Source organism: Silvibacterium sp. (assembly GCF_047605705.1).
Taxonomy (GTDB): domain Bacteria; phylum Acidobacteriota; class Terriglobia; order Terriglobales; family Acidobacteriaceae; genus Silvibacterium.
In genome coordinates this window covers 53424-76759 of sequence record NZ_JASGFD010000023.1, presented here as the reverse complement: position 1 = coordinate 76759, position 23336 = coordinate 53424, and the positions used below count along the sequence as shown (strand labels likewise).

Sequence of the window (23336 nt, the reverse complement as noted above, 5' to 3'; positions counted from 1 at the left end):
AGGTCATAGCGAAGCCGCCGCAGCAGCACAACCGGGTCCGCATCGGCCACCGGCGCAAGCTTCTTTGCCTGCAGGTTCGCGAGCACAAAGCGGTCGATATCGCCCGACGACCAGGTATCGTTCGCAAGCACCGGCGCGGCAGGCCTGGTCAGCGGCTGCCACGACCACCACTCCGCGCGCAGCTGCGGATACACGCGGCGCAGGCGCTCCGGCGTAGGCGGCAGCTTCTCGGTCTCATCCGGCCACGCCGCGCCATCCTTGATCCAAGCCTCGAGCGTAGCGATCTCATCGGCAGGCAGAGACTCGTTGCTCTCCTGCGGCATGCGCTTCTTGGGGTCGGTCGACTTCACGCGCCGGATCAGCAGGCTCTCTTCCGGATGGCCGGGGATGATGACCGCGCCATCCTTCCCGCCCGTAAAAATGCTGATGCCGACATCCACGCGCAGGCCGCCTGCTTCCTTGAATGCGGCCGAGTGGCAGTTGTAGCAGCGGTTCACCAGGATAGGCCGAACCTTCTTCTCGAAGAACGCAAGCTGTGCGGCGGTCGCCGGGCGAGGATAAGGCACACGCGTCAATGACGCCTTCCCATCCTTAGCCTGCGCCGCTGGAGAAGCGGTGGCAGCAGATGCAGCCGCAGGAGCCACTGTCGAAGGAACCTCTGCCGGAGCGGAGCTGGAGGATGCCGAGGCATCGGGCGCGGACCATGCCGCGCCATCCGCGATCCAGCTCTTCAGCTGGCTGATCTGATCTGCCGTCAGTGGGTCGTCGCTCTTCGGCATGCGCTGCTTCACATCACTGGTCGTCACACGCTGCACCAGCAGACTCTCATCTGGCTTGCCGGGCACAATCGCAGGCCCGCTTCTGCCGCCCTTGAGCAGCGCGGCGCGGTCGTCCACGCGCAAGCCGCCCGCCGAGCCGCCGTCGGCCGAATGGCAGTCGTAGCAGTGCGCGGAGAGGATCGGCTGAATCTTCTCTTTGTAGAAGGCCTGTCGCGCGGCGTCATCCGCGGCCGGAGCCTGGGCCAGCGCAATGCTGGACGAGCCAAGCACGATCGCGGCGCTCACACCGAGCGCGGACGAGACAAGAGACGGGTACGACGGCAAAAAACGGCGCAAAGAACTCGGCATGCCTGCATTCCGCAGCCGGGCTATGGCTCTTGGCCGCGGAGATGGAAAACGGCGCGAGCGTCAGTCCCGTGACGGCTGCTTATTTTGAATGGAGTAGGTGGGATGAAGCAGGAAAAGCGGGTCTAGCGACAACAATGGCGAAGCGCCGGCGCGGATTCCGGAAGGGATTGAATCGTGATGTGCGCCGAAAAGTGCATCGCAGCCATTATCCGGTGTACCCAAGGGGGACTGTCAAGCGATATGCGCGCCTGAGGGACGCGGGCGCGCATATGGACGGATAATGGCAATTCGAAAAAGATCAGGACCAGAGCCGCTCCAGCGCAGCCTGCACCTTCGCATTCTCTTCGAGCAGGCCGATCGTGATCCTCGCCCAATTGGTGTACGGAGGAAACGTGCGACCAATCTCGATGCCCTGCTTTCTCAGGGCTGCGGCAAGCTCCGCCTGCGGCTGACCGGCCTCGAAGAAGACGAAATTTGTAACCGTCGCCGATCGTTTGCGGTTGTGCCGGTCGAGGAACGCCGTCCACTTCCCGCGCTCCTCCGTCACGCTCTGGCGCACCCGCAGAACATGCTGCGTATCTCCAAGCGCGGCCGAGGCCGCGGCCAGGTTCAGGCGGCCGAGAGACTCCGCATCGCCGTACCCCTGTTGGCGCAAAGCGCTGACCACCGATGCCGGGGCAAGCGTGTAGCCGATCGGGAGACCCGCAAGGCCGTGAATCTTGTCGAAGGTGCGGAAGACCAGTACATTCGCGCCTTCGCGCACCAGCCGCACGGCGGACCGCTGCTCGAAATCCGGCGTGTATTCGAGGTAGGCTTCATCCACAATCACCGGCGCCTTTTGCGAGACCTCGCGCACAAACTGCAAAAATGTATCTGTCTCTGTGACAGTTCCAGTCGGATTATGCGGATTGATGAGATAAATCGCCCGCGTCTTCGGCGATAACTTCTCGCGGAAGGCGTCGAGATCGTTCTCGTAGCGGGCATTGAGCGGGACGGGCACGGCAACGCCGCCCACGTGCGCCGCCGCATCCACCAGCGCCGTGTAGCCCGGCGTGGAATAAAGAAATTCGCCACCCGGACCACCCCGGCTTCCGAGCCAGAGTCCGAGGCCTCCAAGAATTTCACCCGGAATCACCTGCTCCACCGGCACATGCTCGTACGCCGCAACCTGCTCGAGAAAAGGCTGCGCCAGTGCGTCGTTGGCATAGCGCGAGAGCCGTCCGAACTCGCGCGTGAGTGCCGGCGCGACCGCTGCCGAGGGTCCCCAGGCATTCTCGTTCAGGTTGAGATGGATAGGTGCAGCGGGCGCGGCAGCCCCTGCGTCCGCCAGCGCGAAGAAGACGTTCGGAGAGGTCCCTGCGCCAATCGCTACACCCGCGGCCGTCAATCCGGTAGCTTTCAGCAGGGCGCGGCGGTTCCAGTTCGTGCGTGCAGTCATTTCTTCCTCTTACGGTTACAAATGCATGAGATGCGCCGGCGCAGCGCAACCGAACCGCCGCGCCGGGCTTTACAGGCTCTAGTAGGTGATGTGCAGGCCCATCTGCAGGTAGCGTGGGAAATTCGCCTGCTCGGTGATCTGCCCGAAGGTGGAGCTGCCGTATGCCGTGTTTGGCCCTCCGAAGAGCGGTGTGTTGAACGTGTTAAATGTCTCCGCGCGGTACTGGATATTCAGCCGCTCGCGCACCACGATGTTCTTGAAGAGCGAGATGTCCCAGTTCTCATAGGCAGGCCCGCGGAATGAGAGCGTACGCGGCGCATCTCCGAAGGTGTAAGCCGCCGAAGACGAGAAAGCCGCGCTGTTGATATACCCGTTCAGGCGATCGTAGAGACCGCCCTTCGTGCCAAGGCTCACACCCTTCTCGAGATTCGGCCTCTGCACGCCATTGCCCGCAATCGTGCTGTTCGGATTGCTGCTCTGGTAGACCGAAACCGGGAATCCGGCCCGGAAGGTCGGCAGCACGTTCAGCTGCCAGTGCGCCACCGTCTCGTCGAGCCAGCGATGTCCCGTGCGCAGCTGCCCCTGGCCGAATGGCAGATTCCACAGCACCCCGGCCACAAAGCGGAATGGCGTGTCGCTCACGGAGTGAGCATATTCCGCTTCGAGGTCGTAGACATTCTGCGGCGCCGTCGCACCCACGGCCTGAATGCTGTTCGCGGTAGCGAAGGACGAGTCCATGTTGCGCGACCAGGTAAACGACGCAAGCAGGTTCACCCCGTGCGAAGCGCGCTTCTCCGCCTTCACCAGCAGCGCGTTGTAATCCGCGTGCGCGGAGCTGAGGAAGAGATTGACCGAGGTGAACTGCGGGAACGGCCGCAGCGTCTGCGAGCGCGAGACACTCGTCTCGCCGATGATGCCCGAGCCGCCCGCTACGTAGAGGGGATTCGTCACCTCGTCGTTGAGCGCCGAACCCTGGGTGAAGTTCGAAGGATTCAGCTGGTTGATGTTGACCGCGGTGCTGCTCGTCGGCGAAGGCGAGAGGTTCACTGAACGCGAGCCGATATAAGCCACATCCACGGCGACATTCTGCGGCAGCTCACGCTCTACATCCACGGAGAACTGCTGCACGCGCGGAGCCTTGTAATCCTGGTCGTACGAGCTCACCGAGTTGCCCACGCCGGTTAGCAGTCCGGCGGTGTTGCCTGCCGGCTTCGTAAGTCCATTCGGGAAAGGATTGCTCAGGTTGCCTGCGGGCGTCTGGTCGTTGTCGTTGCTGGCCACGTACTCGTTCGCCTGCGTGTAGCCGGGCGCGAGCGAGGCTGTGGGGTCATAGCGAATCGGCGCATACAGAATGCCGTAGCCGCCGCGGACAACGGTCTTCGGCGTGAGCTGATACGAGGCGCCGATGCGCGGTGCGAACTTCACCCGCGAGAGGTCGCCGATGTCGCGCGGATCTCCATTGACTCCGGCGAAGAGCACGCCGCCTGTAACGGTCGTGCTGCCCGAGAGCAGCGACGTCGCCGTGCGATCGAAGCCGACGGCAAGTTGGTTGTGATCTTCCTTCAGTCCGGTCTCCGACTCCCAGCGCAGCCCGAGGTTGAGCGTAAGCTTCGGCGTCACGCGCCAGTCGTCCTGTGCGAACACGGCGGAATAGTCGAGATACGTGTGCAGCAGCGTGCTCAAGTCGATCTCGCCGGAGATAGGAAGTCCCGCCAGCAGGTCGGCGATGTCGTCGCCGGAGAGGCCATCCGTCTCGCTCGGGCTCGCCTGCGTGAACGCGCCGCTGAAGGTATACGTGCCCGGAGCGTTGCTGTAATCCTGAAAGTCGAGGCGCAGGCGGCGATACTCCGCGCCCACGGTGACGTTGTGTTTGCCGAGTGTCTTGGTCAGCGTCCCGTTTACGATCTGCGACTTCCAGTTATCGAGCTGATCGGTATTCTGGCCAAGCTGCGAGTAGTTTGCAAAAAAGATCGTCGGGAAAAAGTCCGCCTGCAGCTGGCTCGTCAGCGAAGTAGGAAAACCGAGGTTCGCAGGATTGAAGCCATTGCTTACCTCCGCAATCAAATTCGGGAAGCGGTTGTTGCCGTAACGCACCGTCAGCACCGTGCTCGGATTCAGAATCCACGTGCTGTTAGCCTGCACCGCATCCACCTGCCGGTGATAGGTGTAGGAGTAGCTGCCGGGCAGCGTATGCAGCGGATTGCCGAGCGGCTGCAGTGCCTCGTAAAAGATGTAGGAGCCGTTCACCGTCCACCATGGCCGGATCTGTTGGTCGAGCTTCACCGTAACTTCCTGCGCGTGATCGCGCACGTTGTCAGTGCCCGTGTACGTGTTTGTCCCCGAGTTAGGGTTGGGGAAGTACGAAGCGATGTTCTTGCCGACCGTGTTGACGTTGCTGATCACGTTGCCGGCATAAGGACGGCGCTGCACCGTGCCGCTCGCGTCGGTGTACGTGTCGTATGGGTTGTAGATGGTGTGCAGCGTTCCGTCGGCGTTGTAATCGCTGGAGAAGTCGCCCGTCTTTTCCGCGGCTGTCGGCACGACAAAGGTCTCGGTGTATGGCGAGGTCTGGATATATCCTTCGGAGCCGATCCAGAAGAAGGTCTTGTCGTGGCCATCGTAGACGTACGGAATTACCAGCGGACCGCCGAGCGACGCGCCCCAGTTGTAGTAGGGGCTGTCGGGCCGCGCGATGCCTTCCCGGTTGGCGAAGAAGTCGTTCGCAAGCCACGCCGTCTGCCGCGTCTCTCCGAAGAACGAGCCGTGCAGCTGGTTGGAGCCCGAGCGCAGCAGCGTGTTGAAGACGCCGCCGCCGGTGCGTCCTACCTGCGCGTCATAAGTGAGCGCCTGCACCTTCACGTCCTGGATGGATTCGATCGTCGGAATCGCGATAGGCCGGTTATTCGTGTCCGTGATCGGCACGCCATCCACGAGGTAGAGATTCGAAGCCACAGGGCCACCGGCCACGGACGTAGCGGAGGTTCCGTTCTGATCGGCAAAGCGGATGAACTGCGGATTGCCCGTATTCACGAACACACCGGAGAGTCCGGCGGTGATGTAAGGATTGCGCCCCAGCACCGGCACATCTTCAAGGCGCTTCTGGTCGAGATTGGTGCCGATCGACGCGGTGGAGTTATCGACCAGGGGCGCCTCTGCGGAAACCTGCACGACGTTGCTCGCCGTGCCCAGGCTCAGCGCCACGTCTAGAGTGAGAAAGTCCTGCGTGGCCAGGGCGATATGCGTGCGCTCGGCGAGCGCGAAGCCCGTTGCATTCACCTTCAGCGTGTATACGGAGGGCTGCAGCGCATTGAACGCATACGCGCCCGCGCCGTCCGTAGCCGTGGTGCGAATCTCGGCGGTTTGCTCATTTGTAAGGGTGACGGTTGCATTTCTCACCGTTGCGCCGCTGGGATCGCTGACCGTTCCTCTCAGCTGGCCGTTGTAGGTTTGAGCCCACAGAGGAGGCTGCCCGGCCGTTGCGATCCAGAGCAGCAGCAAAACCGGAAATAGAAAAGAAAGACGGCTTCTCAACCGATGCGTCATAGAGCTCTCCTGAAGAAGTGCAAGAAAGAGGAAGAAAGCGAGAGCGTCTGTTAGGGGAGTCCACGACGCATGCTCGCGTCAGGGTCTGGTCTGGAGGGAAGGATTCGCGTGTGCAGCTAGAGGGAGCGGTCGAACGCGCGGTCACTCAACCCGGCAGGACAGGCCTGCGAGGAGTGACAACAACACGAGATGGCCGGGAGTGCCATGCAGCGAGCATAGCCAGAGTCCCCCGCTTCGTCAACGGCAAGTATGCGGAGCGGCTGCATGCATCCGTTGTATGCAGCCGCTCCGCGGCTCTCAGCCAAGCAGGGATTGCGCGTCGCCCCACCAGCTCTGCAGGAGTGTGGCCACAGGCAGAGCCTTCGCGAGCGGAGCAGCCTGGCCTGCCCACAACTGCATGCGCTCCGCATCGTTCTGAACGCGCGCTTCTTCCTTCATGAAACGCGTAAGGCTGCGCTGTACGGGATACGGAGCCGTCGCAGGAGCATCGCTGCTGGCAGCCGCCTCCACGTAGCGTGTGCGGATCGCTCTGCCTGCGCGCCCGGAGAAGGCGCGCGTCAGCCGCGTTTGATGCGCCTCCGTCTGCGCGATCCTGTCTGCGTATGCAGGATGAACCCCTGCCTCCGGCGAGCGCAGCAATCCTGTGCCGATCTGCACCGCGCTTGCGCCCAGCACCAGGGCCGCGGCAATGCCGCGTCCATCGGAGATGCCGCCTGTCGCGATCACCGGGAGGGACACCGCATCGCAGACCTGCGGCAACAATGCGAAGAGTCCCACGGCCTCCGTCTCCGCCTTCGCAGAGTGGAACGCGCCACGATGGCCTCCCGCCTCTGCGCCCTGCGCAACGATCACGTCCGCGCCCGCTGCTTCGGCCGCGCGTGCTTCCTCCGTGGTGGTAACCGTGGCGAACCACAGGATGCCGTGCGCCTTCATCTCGGCCACAAACGCAGGAGGGAAGACTCCCATGATCGATGAGACCGCGGCTGGCTTTGCTTCGATCAACGCACGGCATTGCGCTGCGAAGTTCTGCAGCGGAGCATCGCCCGCATCGGCAGGCACTTCCGGTCCCCACGCGCGAAGAAATTCACGCTGGCGCTCTTCTGCCGCGGCATCGCGGACTGGCGGAGGATCGGGCACCCAGAGATTGATCTGGAACGGCCCATCGCTCTGCTTTCGAAATGCATCGGCCCAGGAGACGATCTCCGTCGGCGTCATCGTCAGCGCGCCGCAGGCGCCCATGCCGCCCGCATTGGCCGCCGCCGCAGCGAGCGCAACGGGCGAGGCCCCCGACATCGGCGCCATAAAGACAGGTAGGCGCGCGTTCAATCGAGCGGCGAAGCGAAAGGCGCGGTCCAGAGGATTCTCAAGAGATGTCTGCTTCATATAAAAATTCTAGAGCGTATCGGCACATTTGTTTGCTGGCTCTATTTCTAACCTCGAAGTTGTCATTCCGACCGAAGCGAGACGTCTTTTCGTCTCGCGAAGTGGAGGAACCTGCAGTTCTCCTCTGGATCGAAGAAACTGCAGGCGGTTTATCCTGCCAACCCAAGCGAAGCCTGGATGGGCACCGGTATCCTCGCGTGTGCAAAGAGAACCGCAGGTTTCACCGCTGCGCGGCCTGCGGCCGCTCCGGTCGGAATGACAATTCTTTTTCGTGTAGAAGAGAACCCGGGTGCCCCACGTCTCGACTCTGAGACGTGGGCTTGCTCGATTCCGATGGTGGGCTATGCAAGCCCGCAGTTGGCTTGAGTGGGGAAGCACTAACTCCAAAGCAGATTTGTCATTCCGACCGAAGCGAGACGCTTCTTGTCTCGCGAAGTGGAGGAACCTGCAGTTCTCCTCTGATCGAAGAAACTGCAGGCGGTTTATCCTCCCACCCAAGCGAAGCCTGGATGGGCACCGATATCCTCGCATGTGCGAAGAGAACTGTAGGTTCCTCCGCTCCACGGCCCGCGGCCGCTTCGGTCGGAATGACAAGCTTCTTCTAAAATCCTGCAAAAGCAGGCATTCAGAATATGTCGATACAACCTGGAGCCTGTTCCCTGGCCGCAGCTTTCTTTATCATTGCGGCGAAGGACCACATTATTTATGGCGACTGTAAAGCTCTGGAGCGACGAGGAAGCAGCGGCACATCCGCAGGTGAAGGCTGTCTTTGACGATATTCGCGCAACCCGCAAGTCGGATTTCGTGAATAACTTCTGGCGTGCGCTGGCGAACCAGCCGAAACTTCTCGAGCGCACATGGGCGAGCGTGAAGCAGGTGATGATCGAACCCGGCACGCTCGACCCTCTCACGAAAGAGCTGGTGTACATCGCCGTCTCCGCTGCAAATAGCTGCAGTTATTGTGTCCACTCGCACACCGCAGCCGCTCGCGCCAAAGGGCTCACCGATGCGCAGTATGCCGAGTTCCTCGCCATAGTGGGCATGGCCGCGGAGACGAACAATCTTGCGAACGCGATGCAGATTCCTGTCGACCGTGAGTTCACCGTCGAATAGCTGCTGCGATCATGCAGAGAAACGATAGAAGAGCCTTGGGGGAAGCATGCGAATCAAGATAGCGAGCGCAGGAGAGCCGGTGTTGCGCAACGTCGCGCGCCCGCTGACGCGCGAAGAAATCGGCACCGATCGCATCAGCGATTTGATCGCCTACATGCATGAAACGCTGGCGGACGCCCCGGGCGTCGGTCTCGCTGCGCCGCAGATCGGCGAGTCGCTGCAACTCATGATCGTGGAAGACAAGGCGGAATATCAGGCAGCGCTGCCCGCGGAAGAACTCGCCGAGCGCGAGAGAAGGCCCGTACCGTTTCACGTGCTCATCAATCCGGAGATCGAACTGCTCTCGCCTCCGGAGGTGAGTTTCTACGAGGGCTGCCTCAGCCTGCCTGGCTTCACTGCCATGGTGCCTCGCGCACGCGCTGTCAGAGTGCGCGCGCTCAACGAGGCCGGCGCGCCTGTCGTCATTGAGGCCGAGGGCTGGTACGCGCGCATCCTGCAGCACGAAATCGATCATCTCAACGGCGTGCTCTATATCGATCGCATGTGGAGCCGCAGCTTCTGCTCGCTCGAGCACTACAACCGGCACTGGAAGCCGAAGCCGGCTAGCGAACTGAATCGCGAGTTTCGTCCCGTGAAGTAAAAATTGTCACAGCAAATGTGCTGATTTGTGATGGCCTCGGCGGCGCTCTATAGCGCCCTATGGAAGCGCTCGCTTGCCCGCGTGGAAGCGAAATCTTTACCTGATCAAATAATTCTTCACGCAGCCTGATTCGCATGTCTACATGCGTATTCGCGCTGCTATGCTCGCCGGATTTGCCCCTCCTTTGTTTGACAACCGTATTTTTCGGATGCTATTTCGTTTCCTGCACAATCGATTGCGCAAATATGCGCCGATACAACAGGCTGTACCTTTTTGGAGGCTTCATGCGAGTCCACGCTCGCTCCGGTTTAAGAGGGGCGCTTCTCTTATTTCTCTTGTCGCTGAGTGCATGCATGGCTCATGCGCAGTTCCGTACTGCAATTCAGGGAACGGTCACCGACCCGCAGGGCGCGGTCGTTCCGAATGCAAGACTCACGCTGGTGGATAAGCAGACTAACCGCACCGTCCAGACCACCAGCAATGCAAGCGGCGTCTATAACTTCAACGCGCTCCCGGCCAGCACCTTCACGCTGAAGGTCGAAGCGCAGGGCTTCGAGAGCAAGCTCGTCGATAACCTCAGCCTCATTCCCGAGCAGACGAACAACTTCAATGTCGGGCTCACGCTTGGCAGCAGCACAACCTCCATCACCGTGAATGGCGATGAGGCTGCTGCGCTCGATACGGAAACAGCCTCGGTAAACACCACCGTCACGTCGAATCAGATTCAGCACATGCCGTCGTTCGGCCGCGATGTGACGCAGCTGGTGCAGCTTGCGCCGGGCGCATTGTCCGATGGCTCACAGGCCGCGGGCGGCGGCAGCTATAGCCTTCCGGGCAGCAACATGGGCGGATCGGGTGCATCCGATGGCATCTTCAAGACCGAGAACGGTCCGCAGATCGTAGCCAATGGCGGGCAGACGGAGACGAACAGCGTCCTCATCGATGGCATCAGTGCCTCGTCTGTGACCTGGGGCGGCAGCACCGTGGTTACGCCGACGGAAGACTCGGTCGACAGCGTGAAGGTCTCGTCAAATACCTACGATGCCGAGTTCGGACGTTTCTCCGGCGCGCAGATTCAGATCACCTCCAAGGGCGGCAGCAACCAGGTGCACGGCAGCCTGTTCTTCAAGGGCGATCGCCCGGGCCTGAATGCCTATCAGAGCTGGAACGGTCCTTCGTCCGACGAACCCGGCACAGCAGCCGAGCGTGGTCTCAATCGTGACGATTCGCGCTTCAACCAGTTCGGCGGCAGCGTCGGCGGCCCCTTCTGGAAGAACAAACTCTTCGGCTTCTTCGCATACGAGACGCTGCGCAACGATACGAATGTGACGGCGCAGGAGTGGTACGAAACCAGCGCCTATCGCAACAGCGCGCGTAGCGGCAGCATCGCCGGCAGCTATCTGGGCTACAGTGGGGAAGCGGTCAACGGCACGCTGATCGGCGGCACCTGCGCGCAGCTCGGTCTCTCTTCCGGTACGCAGTGCGCCACTATCGCCGGTCAGGGTGTGGACGTGGGCTCGCCGCTGACCTCGACGCTCGGCACGCATGACAGCACCTGGGGCGGCAACAACAGCACGCCGGGCGTGGGCAATGGGCTCGATGGCATCGCCGATCTGGCGTACTACACCACCAACAATCCCACCTCGAGCGTAGCCTCGCAGTACTACGGCCGTCTCGATGCGGACCTGAGCCAGGCCGACCGCGTCAGCTTCATGATCTACTGGGTCCCGCTCGATACCGTGGACTATGATGGCCCGGTGCGCAGCGCCAACCTCTGGCATCACGACCAGGTGAATAACGCCTTTACCCTGCTGTGGAATCACACCTTCTCGCCCACGCTATTGAACGAAGCGCGCGTGAATGCTGCAGGCTGGCGCTGGAACGAGCTTGCTTCGAACTCCACCGCTCCGTGGGGACTGACCGAGGCGACCTTCGACGTGCCCAGCACGGATATCTTCCCCAGCGCGACTCCCGAATACTTCGGCACGCCCGGCCCGAGCGTGTACGACCAGTGGACGTACGGCTACCAGGACATTCTCACCAAGGTTGCCGGACGTCACACCCTCAAGATGGGCGGCAGTCTTACACGTCTTTATTATCTGAACGAAGCCGAATACAACGCTCGCCCAACTTATCACTTCGATAACATCTGGGACTTCCTCAACGACGCGCCGTATTCCGAGACCGGTTATTTCTCCTCGACGACAGGCGCGCCCACGGCCAGCCGTCAGGACAATCGCCAGGACCTCTGGGCAGGCTTCGTGCAGGATGACTGGAAGGTGCTGCCCACACTGACCCTGAACCTAGGACTGCGCTACTCCTACTTCGGACCCTTCGACGATAAGGACGGCAATCTGCGCAGCGTCGATCTGGGCGCGGGCGATGCGCTCGTGACCGGCCTCTCGGTGCGCAAGGGCGGCGATCTCTACAATGCGCAGAAGACGAACTTCGGACCGCAGCTTGGCTTCGCATGGAACCCGGAGCACTTCAACAAGCATGTCGTGGTTCGCGGTGGCTTCGGCATCAACTTCAACCAGAACGAAATGGCGATCACGGCCAACGGCAACGGCAATCCCGGCAACACGGTCAATGCGGATTTCTGCTGCTCCACTGCTTCCGATCCTACCGGCGGCAGCTCAGGGTCGATCCTCTATCAGTTGCCCAGCTCACTGACCGGCAGCTTCGCCAGCTTCCCGGTAAACTCCGCCGCAATCACTTCGTATAACGCCAACGGCCTTCCCAGCAACGCCTCCACGTATCTCAGCGTCACCGGTTTTGACGCGAACGTGAAGACCATCCAGACGTACCACTACTCGCTCGACACGCAGACCGACCTTGGGCACCAGTGGATTGCGAGCATCGGCTACCAGGGCAGCGAGAGCCATCACCTCATCCTCCAGCAGGACATGAATGTGCTTGCAGTGGCGAAGGGCTACTCGCTGAACCCGAACCTCACTAGCGTGGATTACTACGGCAACAAGGGCAATTCGAACTACAACGCCCTGCTCGCCAGCCTGAAGCATAACTTCGCCCATAGCTTCCAGACCGAGGCGCAGTACACCTGGTCGAAGAGCATGGACAACGGTTCGCAGCCCTATTACGAGGATCCGTATCCATACAACGAGCGCTTCTCGTGGGGACGGTCCGACTACAACGTCGCCAATGCCTTCAAGCTCTTCGGGATGTGGCAGCCTACATTCTTCCACTCACACGGCATCGCACACACGCTGGCCGATGGCTGGGCGCTCAGTGGAATCTTTAACATGCACACCGGTTTCCCGTGGACCCCGGTCTACTCGGTCGACAACCAGTTCTACTACGGTAGTGGCCAGACGTCGGTGCGGCCCGCGGCCTTCAGTTCCAACGGCGCGCGCTACAGCACCAGCAATAAGGCCTTCAAGGCAGCTCCGGGCTCTGCGAACAGCAATTTCGAGCAGGGTGGAAGCAGCTACTTCACGGAGCCGTCTGTTGCCAGTGGCAATACCGGAACCTACGGCACCGAGTACACTCTCCCCGGCAACCCCGGAGTCGCGCGCAACTCCTTCAATGGCCCCGGATACAAGGCTGTCGATGCGACCCTGAGCAAGGCCTTTCCGTTCCCCAACAAGGTGCTCGGAGAAGCTGCAAACTTCGAGGTCCGCGTGGATGCCTTCAACGTTTTCAATAATCTGAACCTGAACACGGCGGATATCTCTACGACCGTCACGTCTTCAAGCTTCGGCCAGGCGCAGGGCGCGCTGGCATCCAGAAAGCTGGACATTCAGGCTCGCTTCTCGTTCTAATGCTGTCTCGCGGGAGAGTGGTCTCCGCTCTCCCAGCATCTTTCGGAGTGCCCATATGCGGTCTCGCTATGCCTGGATGCTCTGCATCGGCTCCCTTGCTTTGGCTTTCTTCGCTTCCGGTTCCAGCCTCGCAGCACAGACGGTGCAGACCCTGAATGTCGATGCAGCCGCGCCTGCCAGGCCCTTCCCGCACTTCTGGGAAGAGATGTTCGGCTCCGGGCGTGCGATCCTCACGCTGCGCGAAAGTTATCGCGACGACCTGCGCGCAGTAAAGCAGGCGACGGACTTTCGCTATGTGCGCTTTCACGCCATCCTGCATGACGAGGTCGGCGTGTACAACGAAGACGATCACGGTGATCCCGTCTATAACTTCGCGTATGTCGACCAGATCTACGACGGACTGCTGAAGAATGGTGTGCGCCCGGTGGTGGAGATCAGCTTCATGCCGAAGAAGCTCGCCTTCAATCCGGATGCGCTGCATCCCTTCTGGTACAAGCAGAATGTCTCGCCTCCCAAGAGCATGGAGCGCTGGGATGACCTCATGCATCACTTCGCGCAGCATCTCGTCGACCGCTACGGCATCGATGAAGTCTCGCAGTGGTACTTCGAGGTGTGGAACGAGCCGAACATCGACTTCTGGAACGGTATCCCGCGGCAGAAATCCTACTTCGAGCTCTATGCGCACACCGCGCGCGATCTGAAGGCCGTGAACCCGCGCCTGCGCGTGGGCGGTCCTGCGACAGCCGCCGCGGCTTGGGTACCCGAGTTCCTCGCATACACGACGAAGAATCATGTGCCCGTCGATTTCGTTTCAACGCACGGCTACGCCGACGATACCGTCGAGGATCTCTTCGGCACCGATGAAAACATCCCCATGGATGACCGCGTCTGCCGCGCCGTTGCGAAGGTGCATGATGAAATCGCGGCATCCGGCATGCCGCACCTGCCGCTCTTCTGGACCGAATGGAATGTGCAGGGCCAGGAGGAGTCCCGCGACACCGATTTCGTCGGCACCGGCCTCGCCAATACCATCCGTGCATGCGACGGCAAGGTGGACATGATGTCCTTCTGGACCTTCTCGGACGTCTTCGAAGAGGGCGGTCCGATTCCGCAGCCGTTCTCTGGACAGTTCGGTCTGCGGGCCAAGGGCGGCATCAACAAGCCCAGCCTCTATGATTTTGCGCTTCTGCACGAGCTCGGCACCCAGCGCATCGCGAATGATGCCGCCGATGTGATCGTGACGAAGAAGGAGGACGGAAGCCTCGCGCTGGCGCTCTGGAACATCACGGATCCGGGCACACAGGGAACGGACAAGACTCTCCGCCTTGTATTGCATGGGGTACAGCCGGATGCGGCTGTGTCGATCCGTCGCGTCGACGAGACACACAGCAACACGCTGGCTGCATACAAAAAGCTGGGCAGCCCGCTCGATCCCACCGAGGCGCAAGTGGCAACGATGAACCGCGAAACCGCGCTCGAACAGCCGGAGCAGACACACCTCAGCGATGGAAGCCTGGAGCTGCACCTGGGACCGAATGCACTGCTTCTCGTCACCGTCGGAGCGAAACACTGAGAGTCTTCGCAGGCGACGAAATCTTTACGCCGCGCATGTCATGCTGGAGACGCATCCAGTGACGACGAAGAGGAGCAGGAATGCCTGAGAAGATGGATCTGAAGGCGTTGGCCAGGCATATTGGCGTCTCACAAACCACGGTTTCGCGCGTGCTGAGCGGCTCTGCCGCAAGGTACCGCATCTCGGAGGAGACACAGCAGCGTGTGCTTGCCGCGGCGAAGAAGCTGAACTACCGGGCCAATGCGCTCGCCATCAGCCTGCGCAGCCAGCGCAGCAGCACCGTCGGCGTCATGGTGCCGGAAATCAGCGAAGGCTATTCGTCCGGCGTGCTGAGCGGGATCGAGGATGCGCTGCTCGTCGCCGGCTATTTCTACTTCGTGGTGAGCCACCGTCATCGTGCCGAGCTACTGCGCGAGTACCCATCCATGCTTCTGTCCCGGGCCGTGGAAGGGATCATCACCGTCAATACCGATGTGCGCGAGGCGTTGCCGATTCCGGTGGTTGCCGTGTCGGGTCATCGCCATCAGCCGTCCGTGGTGAATATCGAACTCGATCACATGCTTGCGGCACGCTATGCCCTCGAGCACCTGGAGAAGCTCGGACATCGCAGGATCGCCTTCATCAAGGGCCAGACCTTCAGCTCGGATACGCGTCCGCGCTGGCGCGCCATCTGCAAGGTTGCTGAAGAGCTGGGCCTTGAGATCGATCCTCATCTCGTCGTCCAGTTGCAGGACGATGGCCTTGGCATTGAGCCGGGCCGTGCAGCCGCGGCCACGCTGCTTGAGCGCAAGCGCCCGTTTACCGCGATCTTCGCCTTCAACGATCTCACCGCGATGGGCGCAATCACGCTGCTGCGCGATACCGGGCTCGATGTGCCTGGACAGGTCTCCGTCGTCGGCTTTGATGACATCCTGAGTGCGGCCACCAACAATCCGCCTCTCACCACCGTGCGCCAGCCCCTGCAGGAGATGGGGCGCGTCGCGGCGAAGACCCTGTTGCAGATGATCCAGAGCAGCAGGGAAGAGTGGCCGAAGCACTCCATCCCTATTCTTCCCGGATTCGCAGAAAGACGCTCCACCGCGCTGGCAGCATCACCGGGAAAGAAAAAGCCGCAGGTCCGCAAATAACAGGCCCGTAGGACAACAGACATCGATTGCACGTTCACCGAGGAGGTCGATTGATCCCCCAGAGATTCCCTGCGCTCGCATCCGTATGCCGGGCCGCCGCATATAGCCTCAGCCTTGTTCTTGTGCCCTGCAGCCTGGCGCAATCGTCGTCTTCTGTAAGTGTGCCGCCGTCGAATCCGCAGCTTGCCTCTCCTGAGATCGAACGTCGCGTAGATGCGCTGCTCAGCAAAATGACGCTCGAAGAGAAGATCGGGCAGCTGGTGCAGTACAACGATACCGGCGCGGCTCCCACGGCTGCCCAGATTGCCAACAATCCCAACGCGCACAACCAGGTCAACTCCATGGAGCTGGCGGAGCAGGGGCGTCTCGGCTCCATGCTCAATACTGTCGGCGCACAGCGGACGAACGAATTCCAGCGCGCCGCCGTTGAAAAGAGCCGCCTGCATATTCCGCTGCTCTTCGGCGCGGACATTATCCACGGCTTCCGCACGATCTATCCGCAGCCCATCGGACTAGCGGCGTCCTTCGACCCGGATTTAGTACAGTCACTGTCACATATGTCGGCGGAAGAGGCGACCACCGCGGGTGTGCGCTGGTTCTATTCGCCCATGGTCGATATCTCGCGCGATGCGCGCTGGGGGCGCACCACGGAAGGCGCGGGTGAGGATGCCTATCTTGGCGCGGCTATGGCTCGCGCGTATGTGCTCGGCTATCAGGGTAAGAGCCTCTCCGATCCGGAGAGCGTTGCCGCCTGCGTGAAGCACTTTGCCGCGTATGGCGCGGCCGAAGCGGGCAGGGAATACAACACCACCGATATGTCCGAGAGCCGCCTGCGGCAGGACTATCTGCCCCCTTATCGCGCTGCGATTGGCGCCGGAGCCGCGACCGTGATGAGTGCCTTCAATGCGCTCAACGGTATGCCCTCTTCGGCAAATCCGTTCCTGATGCAGAAGGTTCTGCGCGGAGAATGGGGCTTCGATGGGCTCGTGGTGAGCGACTACACCGCGGTCATGGAGCTGGAGAATCACGGCATCGCGCGCACGCCCTCCGAGGCCACGCGCAAGGCTCTTCTTGCGGGCGTGGACATTGACATGATGTCGCACTTCTATGACACGCAGCTGCCCGAGCTGATTCGCAGCGGCCAGGTGCCGATCTCCGCAGTCGATGAATCCGTGCGCCGCGTGCTGCGCCTCAAGTTTGCGCTCGGACTCTTTGAGCATCCGTATGCCCGCGGCACTGAGATCACGGCCGCCGTACCCGAACACCGAGAGCTGGTGCGCCGCGCCGCGGAAGAATCCTTCGTGCTGCTCAAGAACGATTCCGTGCTGCCTCTGGCTGCATCCGCAAAGAAGATCGCGCTCATTGGCCCGCTCGGCGATAACCCTGCTGAGATGATGGGCTCATGGAGCGGTGGTCCGAATCTCTCGGACGTCGTGACTGTGAAGCAGGCGCTCGAGGCGCGCGCGCGGCAGAATGGCGGATCGCTCGCCTATGCGCAGGGCACCTCTATCACCGGTGACAGCACGGAAGGCTTCGCCGCCGCGGTGCAGGCTGCGAAGCAATCGGACCTGGTGGTGATGGCGCTGGGCGAGTCCGGCGCGATGAGCGGAGAAGCAGGCTCGCGTGCCTATCTCGATCTGCCCGGCAATCAACAGCAGCTGCTTGAAGCCGTGGCCGCCGCGGGCAAACCCGTGGTGCTGCTGGTCTTCTCCGGGAGGCCGCTGGTGCTGGACTGGGCTGCGAAGCACGTTGCGGGCATCATGGAAGTCTGGTTCCCAGGAACGGAAGCGGGCAGCGCCATCGCGAATGTGCTGTATGGCGATGTCTCGCCGAGCGGCAAGCTGCCCATGAGCTTCCCTTACGCCGTCGGACAGGAGCCGCTTTACTATAACCAGCTGCCCACCGGCCGGCCCGCGCGCAACATCGATCTCTCGCAGCCGCCCGGCCCGGATACACATTTCTTCTCGCGCTATATCGATGTGCCGAACGATGCGCTCTTCCCCTATGGCTTCGGTCTTAGTTACACACAGTTTGCCTATAGCCAGCCCGCGCTCTCGCGCAGTGCGGTGCCGCTCGAAGAAGCTGCGCACTCCGGCGGAAAAAGCCTGATAACTGCAACCACAACGGTAACGAATACAGGAAGCCGCACCGCAACCGAGGTCGTGCAATGCTACGTGCGCAACTTTGGCGCGAGCCTGGAGCAGCCGGTCCGCAGCCTGCAAGGCTTCCGCAGAATCACGCTGAAGCCCGGTCAATCGCAGCAGGTAAGCTTCCCGCTCGGCTTCTCCGAGCTCTCCTTCTACAACCAGCAGGGCCAGTCCGTGATCGAACCCACCAGCTACACGGTGTGGATCGGCGGCAGCTCCAAGGCAGAGCAGAAGGCGGAGTTTGAAATCAAGGAATAACGTCGTCAATCTAGCGGAGAGCCGTTCAGCGCGGGCGCAAAGACAGCAACTGTGCGCGGAACGGAGCCCCGTGCAGGCTGGAGTTCTTCAGCACCGCCTCGAAGTATCCCAGGTGATCGGTGTGCAGCCGCGCCTTCAGCTCGCTCAGTCCCTCCTGGGAGGTCATGAACTGCGCCGCCGCGGCTGTCGCGTCCGAGTCGGTGCCTGCAAGCAGCAGCACCTTGCCGCTCTTGCCGGGATTCGGCAGAAAGGCCACCACGCTGTAAGCCGTAATGTAGTTCAGCCCGATCGAAGGACACATCGTGGCGGACTCATCCGCGACCGGATGCCGGTTGAGGATGCAGATCGAGCTGTGCCCGTCGCCATCCTCGAGACTGAAGTTCAGCTGCTCATCGAAGAGCGCCGCCCATGGGTTCGCCTTTCTTCCGCCGATCACGATCAGGTTCGAGTGGTTGATCGAATCGGGCTCAAAAAAGCGCGCGAGTGAAAGATGCAGCGAGGATGCGATGGGCGAGAGCGCGAGGAACTGCTGCGCGGCGGTGAAGTCGCCGAGCGTTACCACGTTATGTCCGAAGATGGTGTCCAGGTCATGCTGCCGGTCCGCGCTCAGGTTCTTGCTGTGGCCGCTGCCAGGGAAGTCGCGATGGATGTAATCCCATAATGCGACGGGCTTGTCCGTGATCTCTTCACTCATCGTTACAGAAGCGTCGGGAAGAATGATGTGTGTCTCGGGCGCGGCCCCATCGAAGTTCGTCCAGAAGTCCGCGACCGCCGGCCGTCCTGCCCACGCATCGGTCGTCCTTCGCAGCACACGAATCTGCCACCACTGGTAGCCGCAGACTCCCACGAGCACCAGCACGACGAAGATCCATGCCCACGGGAACCTTCGCGCATCCGGAGCCGTCGCATCGGGCGCAGGCACCACTTCCAGCGGATGGGTGATGGTAGCGCTCTCGGTCGAAGCAGTCACGGCCGCTGCCGCATCTCGCCACTGAAAGACCGGCGTATAGCCGCCGCGAGGAATCGAGAAGATCAGCGTCTCGTCCGCGCCCTCTGTCTCGAAGTAGCGTTCGATGCGCTTGCGGAGCTCACTCGCGTTGACGCGAACAATATTGTCCTGGCTGCGGTCATAGTCCGGCGACCGGCCGAAGACGTGCACGCCGATCGCATGCTCGTGGATCTCCGCGCCGCTGGGATCGAGCGAGCCGTAACCCACATACTGGAGAAAATCGCGAAGCCGCGCCGAGCGGGAGAACTGCGAGCTGCGAGCCACGCGGTCGATCAGCGCGCGCCGCTGCTCTATCGATGGCGCCGCATGCGGAGACGAACCACCAGCAGAGGATATGCCGGCGACATCTTCTCCGAGATTGATAGCAGTAGCCACAGCGGAACCGAGAGTGCCGGAAGTGTAGCATCCGCAGAGGTCAGACCGCATCCACCGCGCAAAGAACCCTGACAAATCAAGGGTTAAATCAACTTCTAACGGTAAAGACCACCTGTAATCTTCCGGTAAATTCACTTGCTGGTCCACATTCGGCGCACGCAGCATGACCTCCGTTGTCAAAAAAGACCCGCTCCTTTGCAGCACTTTTTCGGAGGCATCATCGGATGAACAGACTTCAGGCCATCTGGCTGGCAGTCGCAATCACTCTCGTCGCTTTTCTCGGCCCGGCAACCGCCCGGGCGCAGAGCTATCTCGGATCGATCCGCGGCACTCTGACCGACGCAAGCGGAGCCGTTGTCCCCGGCGCGGAGATCGTCGCGGAAGAGACCACCACGCACTTCAAGACGACGGAGAAGTCGAACGGCGACGGCGCTTACACCTTCGCCTCGCTCAACCCCGGCACCTATACCGTCACCGTTACGGCAGGAGGCTTCCGCACCGCCGCCCAGACCGGCATCGTGCTCATCGCCGGCAACGTAGAGCAGGCGGACTTCAGGCTCATCCCCGGCGCGCAGACCGAGGTGGTGAAGGTGCAGGCCGAGCAGAACACCCTGATGGACACCGCCTCGCCGAACATCGCCACCACGCTCGATGCGAAAGAGGTCACCAGCCTGCCTAACAACGGCCGCAATCCGTTCGTAATGGCAACGCTTGCAGCCGGCGTGGATACCACCGAGTACACGCAGGCCAAGGCCAGCCAGTTCACCAATCCCTTCAGCGGCGTCGCCGTGCAGATCGAGAGCGAAGGCAGCAGCGGTCACAACCGTCTCACCCTCGACGGCATCCCGGACGATCCTGCCGAGCGTCTCTCCGGCGCTTCCTACACCGGCTTCGTGCCCTCGCCGGAAGCCGTGCAGGAGGTCAAGGTGCAAACCTCGATCTTCGACGCGCAGGTCGGCCACGGCAACGGCACGGTGACGAACACCATCATCCGCGGCGGCGGCAACGCCTATCACGGCGCGCTTTACTATGCCTTCCAGAACACCTACCTCAACGCGAACACCTACGAGAAGGTTCCGGACCAGGACGCCACCAACCCCGCGCTCCGCACTCCGCGTAACAACGATCAGCTCAGCCAGACCGGACTCGTCATCAACGGACCCGTGCGTATTCCGCATCTTTATGACGGCCGCGACAAGACCTTCTTCATGTTCGCCTTTGAGCGCTACGCCTCGCACACGGCCATCAACTACAGCTCGCGCGTGCCCACCTCGGCCGAGCGCGCCGGCGACTTCTCCGCGCTCTGCACCGGCGGCTTCGATGGCAACGGACTCTGCCAGTCCGGCGTGCAGCTCTACCAACCCAACTCGCCCGTGGATGCCAACGGCAACCGCACCGCCTACTATGCTGATAACAACATCGCCTCGGCCATCAATGCCTCTTCTGCCGCGCTGGTCGATTACTTCCCGCAGGCCAACGTCGTGAATGCCTCGGCGCTCACCGTGCCCAACTATATTTCGACGCAGACCTCCTACCCCAGCACCTACCCGTCCTTCATCGGCCGCGTCGATCAGTCGATCGGCTCGAAGAACAAGCTCTCTGCCATCCTCTTCCGCTCCGGCCTCACGCAGAACTACCCGCTGCAGGGATTCCCCAAGGGCATCGGCCCCAGCGGCTATGGCTATCACGTCTATCGCAACAATCGCGGCGGCAGCATCGACGATGTGCAGCAGTTCTCCAACTCGCTGGTGCTCGACTCGCGCCTCGGCGTCATGTGGCATCCCTTCGGCCTGGTCTATCCCGGCAATGAGAACTACGATCTCTCGCAGCTCGGCATCTCGTCGGCAGGCCTGCCTTACACCAGCTTCCCCGGCCTCACCTTCAACTCGGATAGCTATGCCGGCCTCGCCGGCGGCTCGGGTGGACAGATCAGCACCAACCTCACCGGCGCGCTCTCTGAGATCCTGACGCAGACCATCGCGCGCCACACGCTGCGCTATGGCTTTGACGGCGAGCTCATCCGCTACAACGTGCAGAACCCCGAGAGCGGCCTCGGCGCCTACGAGTTCGATCGCCGCTTTACGCAGCAGAACTCCGTCACCGTGAACGTCGGCGCGGATGCCAGCTCCGGCGATCCCTTCGCATCCTTCCTGCTCGGCTATGACTCTTCGATGTCCTACAACATCGAGGCCGCCTACGCGCTGCAGCAGATCTATACCGCGCCCTTTGTGCAGGACGACTGGCGCGTGACCGACAAGCTGACCGTGAATCTCGGCGCGCGCTGGGATTATGAGTCGCCCTTCACCGAGCGCTACAACAAGCAGGTCACCGGCTTCTGCTTCACCTGCTCCAGCCCGCTGCAGGCCGCGGTGCCCGACCTCACGCTCAACGGCGGCCTCGAGTTCACGAGTGCCTCCAATCGCCATCCATACCCATCGGACTGGAATAACTTCCAGCCGCGCATCGGCGCCGCCTATGCCGTCTCGCCGAAGACCACTGCCCGCGCAGGCTTCGGCATCATCTACTTCAATACGCTCGAGTCACCCATTGGCACCGGCTTCAGCCAGACCACCAGCTACAACAACTACGTGACCAGCGCGCCGCTCTATTCCATCAGCACCCCGTTCCCCTCGGGAGTGCAGCTGCCCACCGGCAGCTCGCTCGGACTCTCCACCGGCCTCGGCCAGAGCATCAGCTTCGTTGACCAGAACCACGTGCAGCCGAAGAGCGCGCAGTGGTCGGCCAGCGTGCAGCAGCAGATGCCTGGCGATTACGTCCTCCAGATCGCCTACGTCGGCACGCGCCCCACGCGTCTTGAGGTGAATCACAACATCAACTATCTGCCGCAGCAGTATTACGACAAGGGCGCAGCCGAGATCACCTATCTGAACGCGCAGGTAGCCAACCCAATGGCGGGAGCCTTCAGCGGCACCACGACGCTGAACAACGCAACCATCGCGCAGAACCTGCTGCTGCTGCCGTATCCGGAGTTCGGCTCGGTCACCGAGGACTACTCCTCCATCGGCAGTGCGCCCTACAACTCGCTGCAGGTCCAGGTGCAGCATTCCATGAAGAACCACTACACGCTGCAGGGCAACTTCACCTGGTCCAAGACCATGGACCACACCGCATACCTGAATGCCTTCGACACCAAGCTCGCGTCCATCGAAGACTCCACTCCGACGCTGGTCGGCAACATCTTCGCCACCGTCGAGCTGCCGCGCTTCGCGCACCACAACGTCTTCGAGCGCCTGCTTCTCGGCGGTTGGGACTTCAACAGCGTCGCCCGCTTCGAGAACGGTCCGCTCATCTCCGCGCCGGGCAGCGTCACCATCATCGGCAACACACGGCAGGCAAACCCCACCTACGGCCGCTACATCAACACCTGCTATGAGAACACCTCGGGCCAACTCGTCCAGTCGACGGCAAGCGCGCCTGCCTGCGACAGCCTCTCACCCACGCCCGCCTATCGCGAGCGGCTGGCCTATACTACGCAGTACAACAGTACGGAGCTCGGTGTCCGCGTGCGTGTGAAGCCGGTAGCCGATGCCTCGCTCTTCAAGCAGTTCCAGATCAAGCAGGGAACCACCTTCGAGATTCGCGGGGAGTTCTTCAACATCCTGAATACACCCATCTTCGGAGGTCCTGGCACGACCATCGGCAGCTCGACCTGGGGTGTGGTCACACTCACCCAGGCGAACGATCCGCGCATCGGCCAGCTCACCGCCCGTCTCAACTTCTGATTGCGTCTGCTGAGAGCGGCGGCGCTCTTTCCCGCGCCGCCGCATCCCTGTTCCTCTCTGTGCCGAATCGTTCCGGCG

12 protein-coding genes are annotated in these 23336 nt (G+C 61.7%); 7 read left to right on the top strand and 5 right to left on the bottom strand.

Translation table 11 applies throughout. The features are described 5' to 3' along the window. From QM649_RS10365 to QM649_RS10350, 4 genes are all read right to left on the bottom strand, one after another. Nucleotides 1–1127: c-type cytochrome domain-containing protein (locus QM649_RS10365; protein ID WP_415198964.1), on the bottom strand; the 1127-nt coding region annotated here is incomplete at its 3' end. 298 nt (nt 1128–1425) lie between these two features. Next, nucleotides 1426–2565: a pyridoxal phosphate-dependent aminotransferase gene (locus QM649_RS10360; RefSeq protein ID WP_415198963.1), complete on the bottom strand. Its 1140-nt coding sequence runs from the start codon at nt 2563–2565 to the stop codon at nt 1426–1428. Between the two features lie 78 nt (nt 2566–2643). Then, complete coding sequence (locus QM649_RS10355; protein WP_415198962.1) at nt 2644–6108, bottom strand: carboxypeptidase regulatory-like domain-containing protein; 3465 nt, start codon at nt 6106–6108, stop codon at nt 2644–2646. Between the two features lie 297 nt (nt 6109–6405). Then, the gene (locus QM649_RS10350) at nt 6406–7491 is read right to left on the bottom strand and encodes an NAD(P)H-dependent flavin oxidoreductase (RefSeq protein WP_415198961.1); all 1086 of its coding nucleotides are present in this window, start codon (nt 7489–7491) and stop codon (nt 6406–6408) included. A 705-nt stretch (nt 7492–8196) separates the two neighbouring features. On the opposite strand from QM649_RS10350, the gene QM649_RS10345 reads away from it, so the two are divergent. The 6 genes from QM649_RS10345 to bglX all read left to right on the top strand — a co-directional run bounded on the left by QM649_RS10345 (nt 8197) and on the right by bglX (nt 18131). Continuing rightward, nucleotides 8197–8604 carry a carboxymuconolactone decarboxylase family protein gene (locus QM649_RS10345; RefSeq protein ID WP_415198960.1) on the top strand — a complete coding sequence of 136 codons (408 nt, stop codon included), beginning with the start codon at nt 8197–8199 and terminating at the stop codon, nt 8602–8604. A 46-nt stretch (nt 8605–8650) separates the two neighbouring features. Next, nucleotides 8651–9244, top strand: a complete 594-nt coding sequence (def, locus tag QM649_RS10340) for a peptide deformylase (RefSeq protein ID WP_415198959.1) — start codon at nt 8651–8653, stop codon at nt 9242–9244. A 353-nt stretch (nt 9245–9597) separates the two neighbouring features. Continuing rightward, nucleotides 9598–13026, top strand: a complete 3429-nt coding sequence (locus QM649_RS10335; RefSeq protein ID WP_415198958.1) for a carboxypeptidase regulatory-like domain-containing protein — start codon at nt 9598–9600, stop codon at nt 13024–13026. A gap of 55 nt (nt 13027–13081) precedes the next feature. After that, entirely contained in the window at nt 13082–14599 is a 1518-nt protein-coding gene (locus tag QM649_RS10330; protein ID WP_415198957.1) for a GH39 family glycosyl hydrolase, read from the top strand. An 80-nt stretch (nt 14600–14679) separates the two neighbouring features. Then, a complete protein-coding gene (locus QM649_RS10325) occupies nt 14680–15726 on the top strand; it encodes a LacI family DNA-binding transcriptional regulator (RefSeq protein ID WP_415198956.1) in 1047 nt (348 codons plus the stop codon). A 50-nt stretch (nt 15727–15776) separates the two neighbouring features. Continuing rightward, complete coding sequence (gene bglX, locus QM649_RS10320; protein ID WP_415198955.1) at nt 15777–18131, top strand: beta-glucosidase BglX; 2355 nt, start codon at nt 15777–15779, stop codon at nt 18129–18131. Nucleotides 18132–18156: 25 nt separating this feature from the next. Here the strand turns inward: bglX and QM649_RS10315 are convergent, their stop codons facing one another. Then, on the bottom strand, nt 18157–19515 hold the full coding sequence (locus tag QM649_RS10315; RefSeq protein WP_415198954.1) for a hypothetical protein: 1359 nt from the start codon (nt 19513–19515) through the stop codon (nt 18157–18159). A 224-nt stretch (nt 19516–19739) separates the two neighbouring features. Here QM649_RS10315 and QM649_RS10310 point away from each other — a divergent pair, with 224 nt between their 5' ends. Then, on the top strand, nt 19740–23258 hold the full coding sequence (locus tag QM649_RS10310; RefSeq protein ID WP_415198953.1) for a carboxypeptidase regulatory-like domain-containing protein: 3519 nt from the start codon (nt 19740–19742) through the stop codon (nt 23256–23258). Nucleotides 23259–23336: the final 78 nt, after the last annotated feature.

Coding starts and splice junctions, on each gene's coding strand:
- QM649_RS10360 (WP_415198963.1), bottom strand. CDS start 2,565: ATGACTGCACGCACGAACTGGAACCGCCGCGCCCTGCTGAAAGCTACC.
- QM649_RS10355 (WP_415198962.1), bottom strand. CDS start 6,108: ATGACGCATCGGTTGAGAAGCCGTCTTTCTTTTCTATTTCCGGTTTTG.
- QM649_RS10350 (WP_415198961.1), bottom strand. CDS start 7,491: ATGAAGCAGACATCTCTTGAGAATCCTCTGGACCGCGCCTTTCGCTTC.
- QM649_RS10345 (WP_415198960.1), top strand. CDS start 8,197: ATGGCGACTGTAAAGCTCTGGAGCGACGAGGAAGCAGCGGCACATCCG.
- def (WP_415198959.1), top strand. CDS start 8,651: ATGCGAATCAAGATAGCGAGCGCAGGAGAGCCGGTGTTGCGCAACGTC.
- QM649_RS10335 (WP_415198958.1), top strand. CDS start 9,598: ATGGCTCATGCGCAGTTCCGTACTGCAATTCAGGGAACGGTCACCGAC.
- QM649_RS10330 (WP_415198957.1), top strand. CDS start 13,082: ATGCGGTCTCGCTATGCCTGGATGCTCTGCATCGGCTCCCTTGCTTTG.
- QM649_RS10325 (WP_415198956.1), top strand. CDS start 14,680: ATGCCTGAGAAGATGGATCTGAAGGCGTTGGCCAGGCATATTGGCGTC.
- QM649_RS10310 (WP_415198953.1), top strand. CDS start 19,740: ATGAACAGACTTCAGGCCATCTGGCTGGCAGTCGCAATCACTCTCGTC.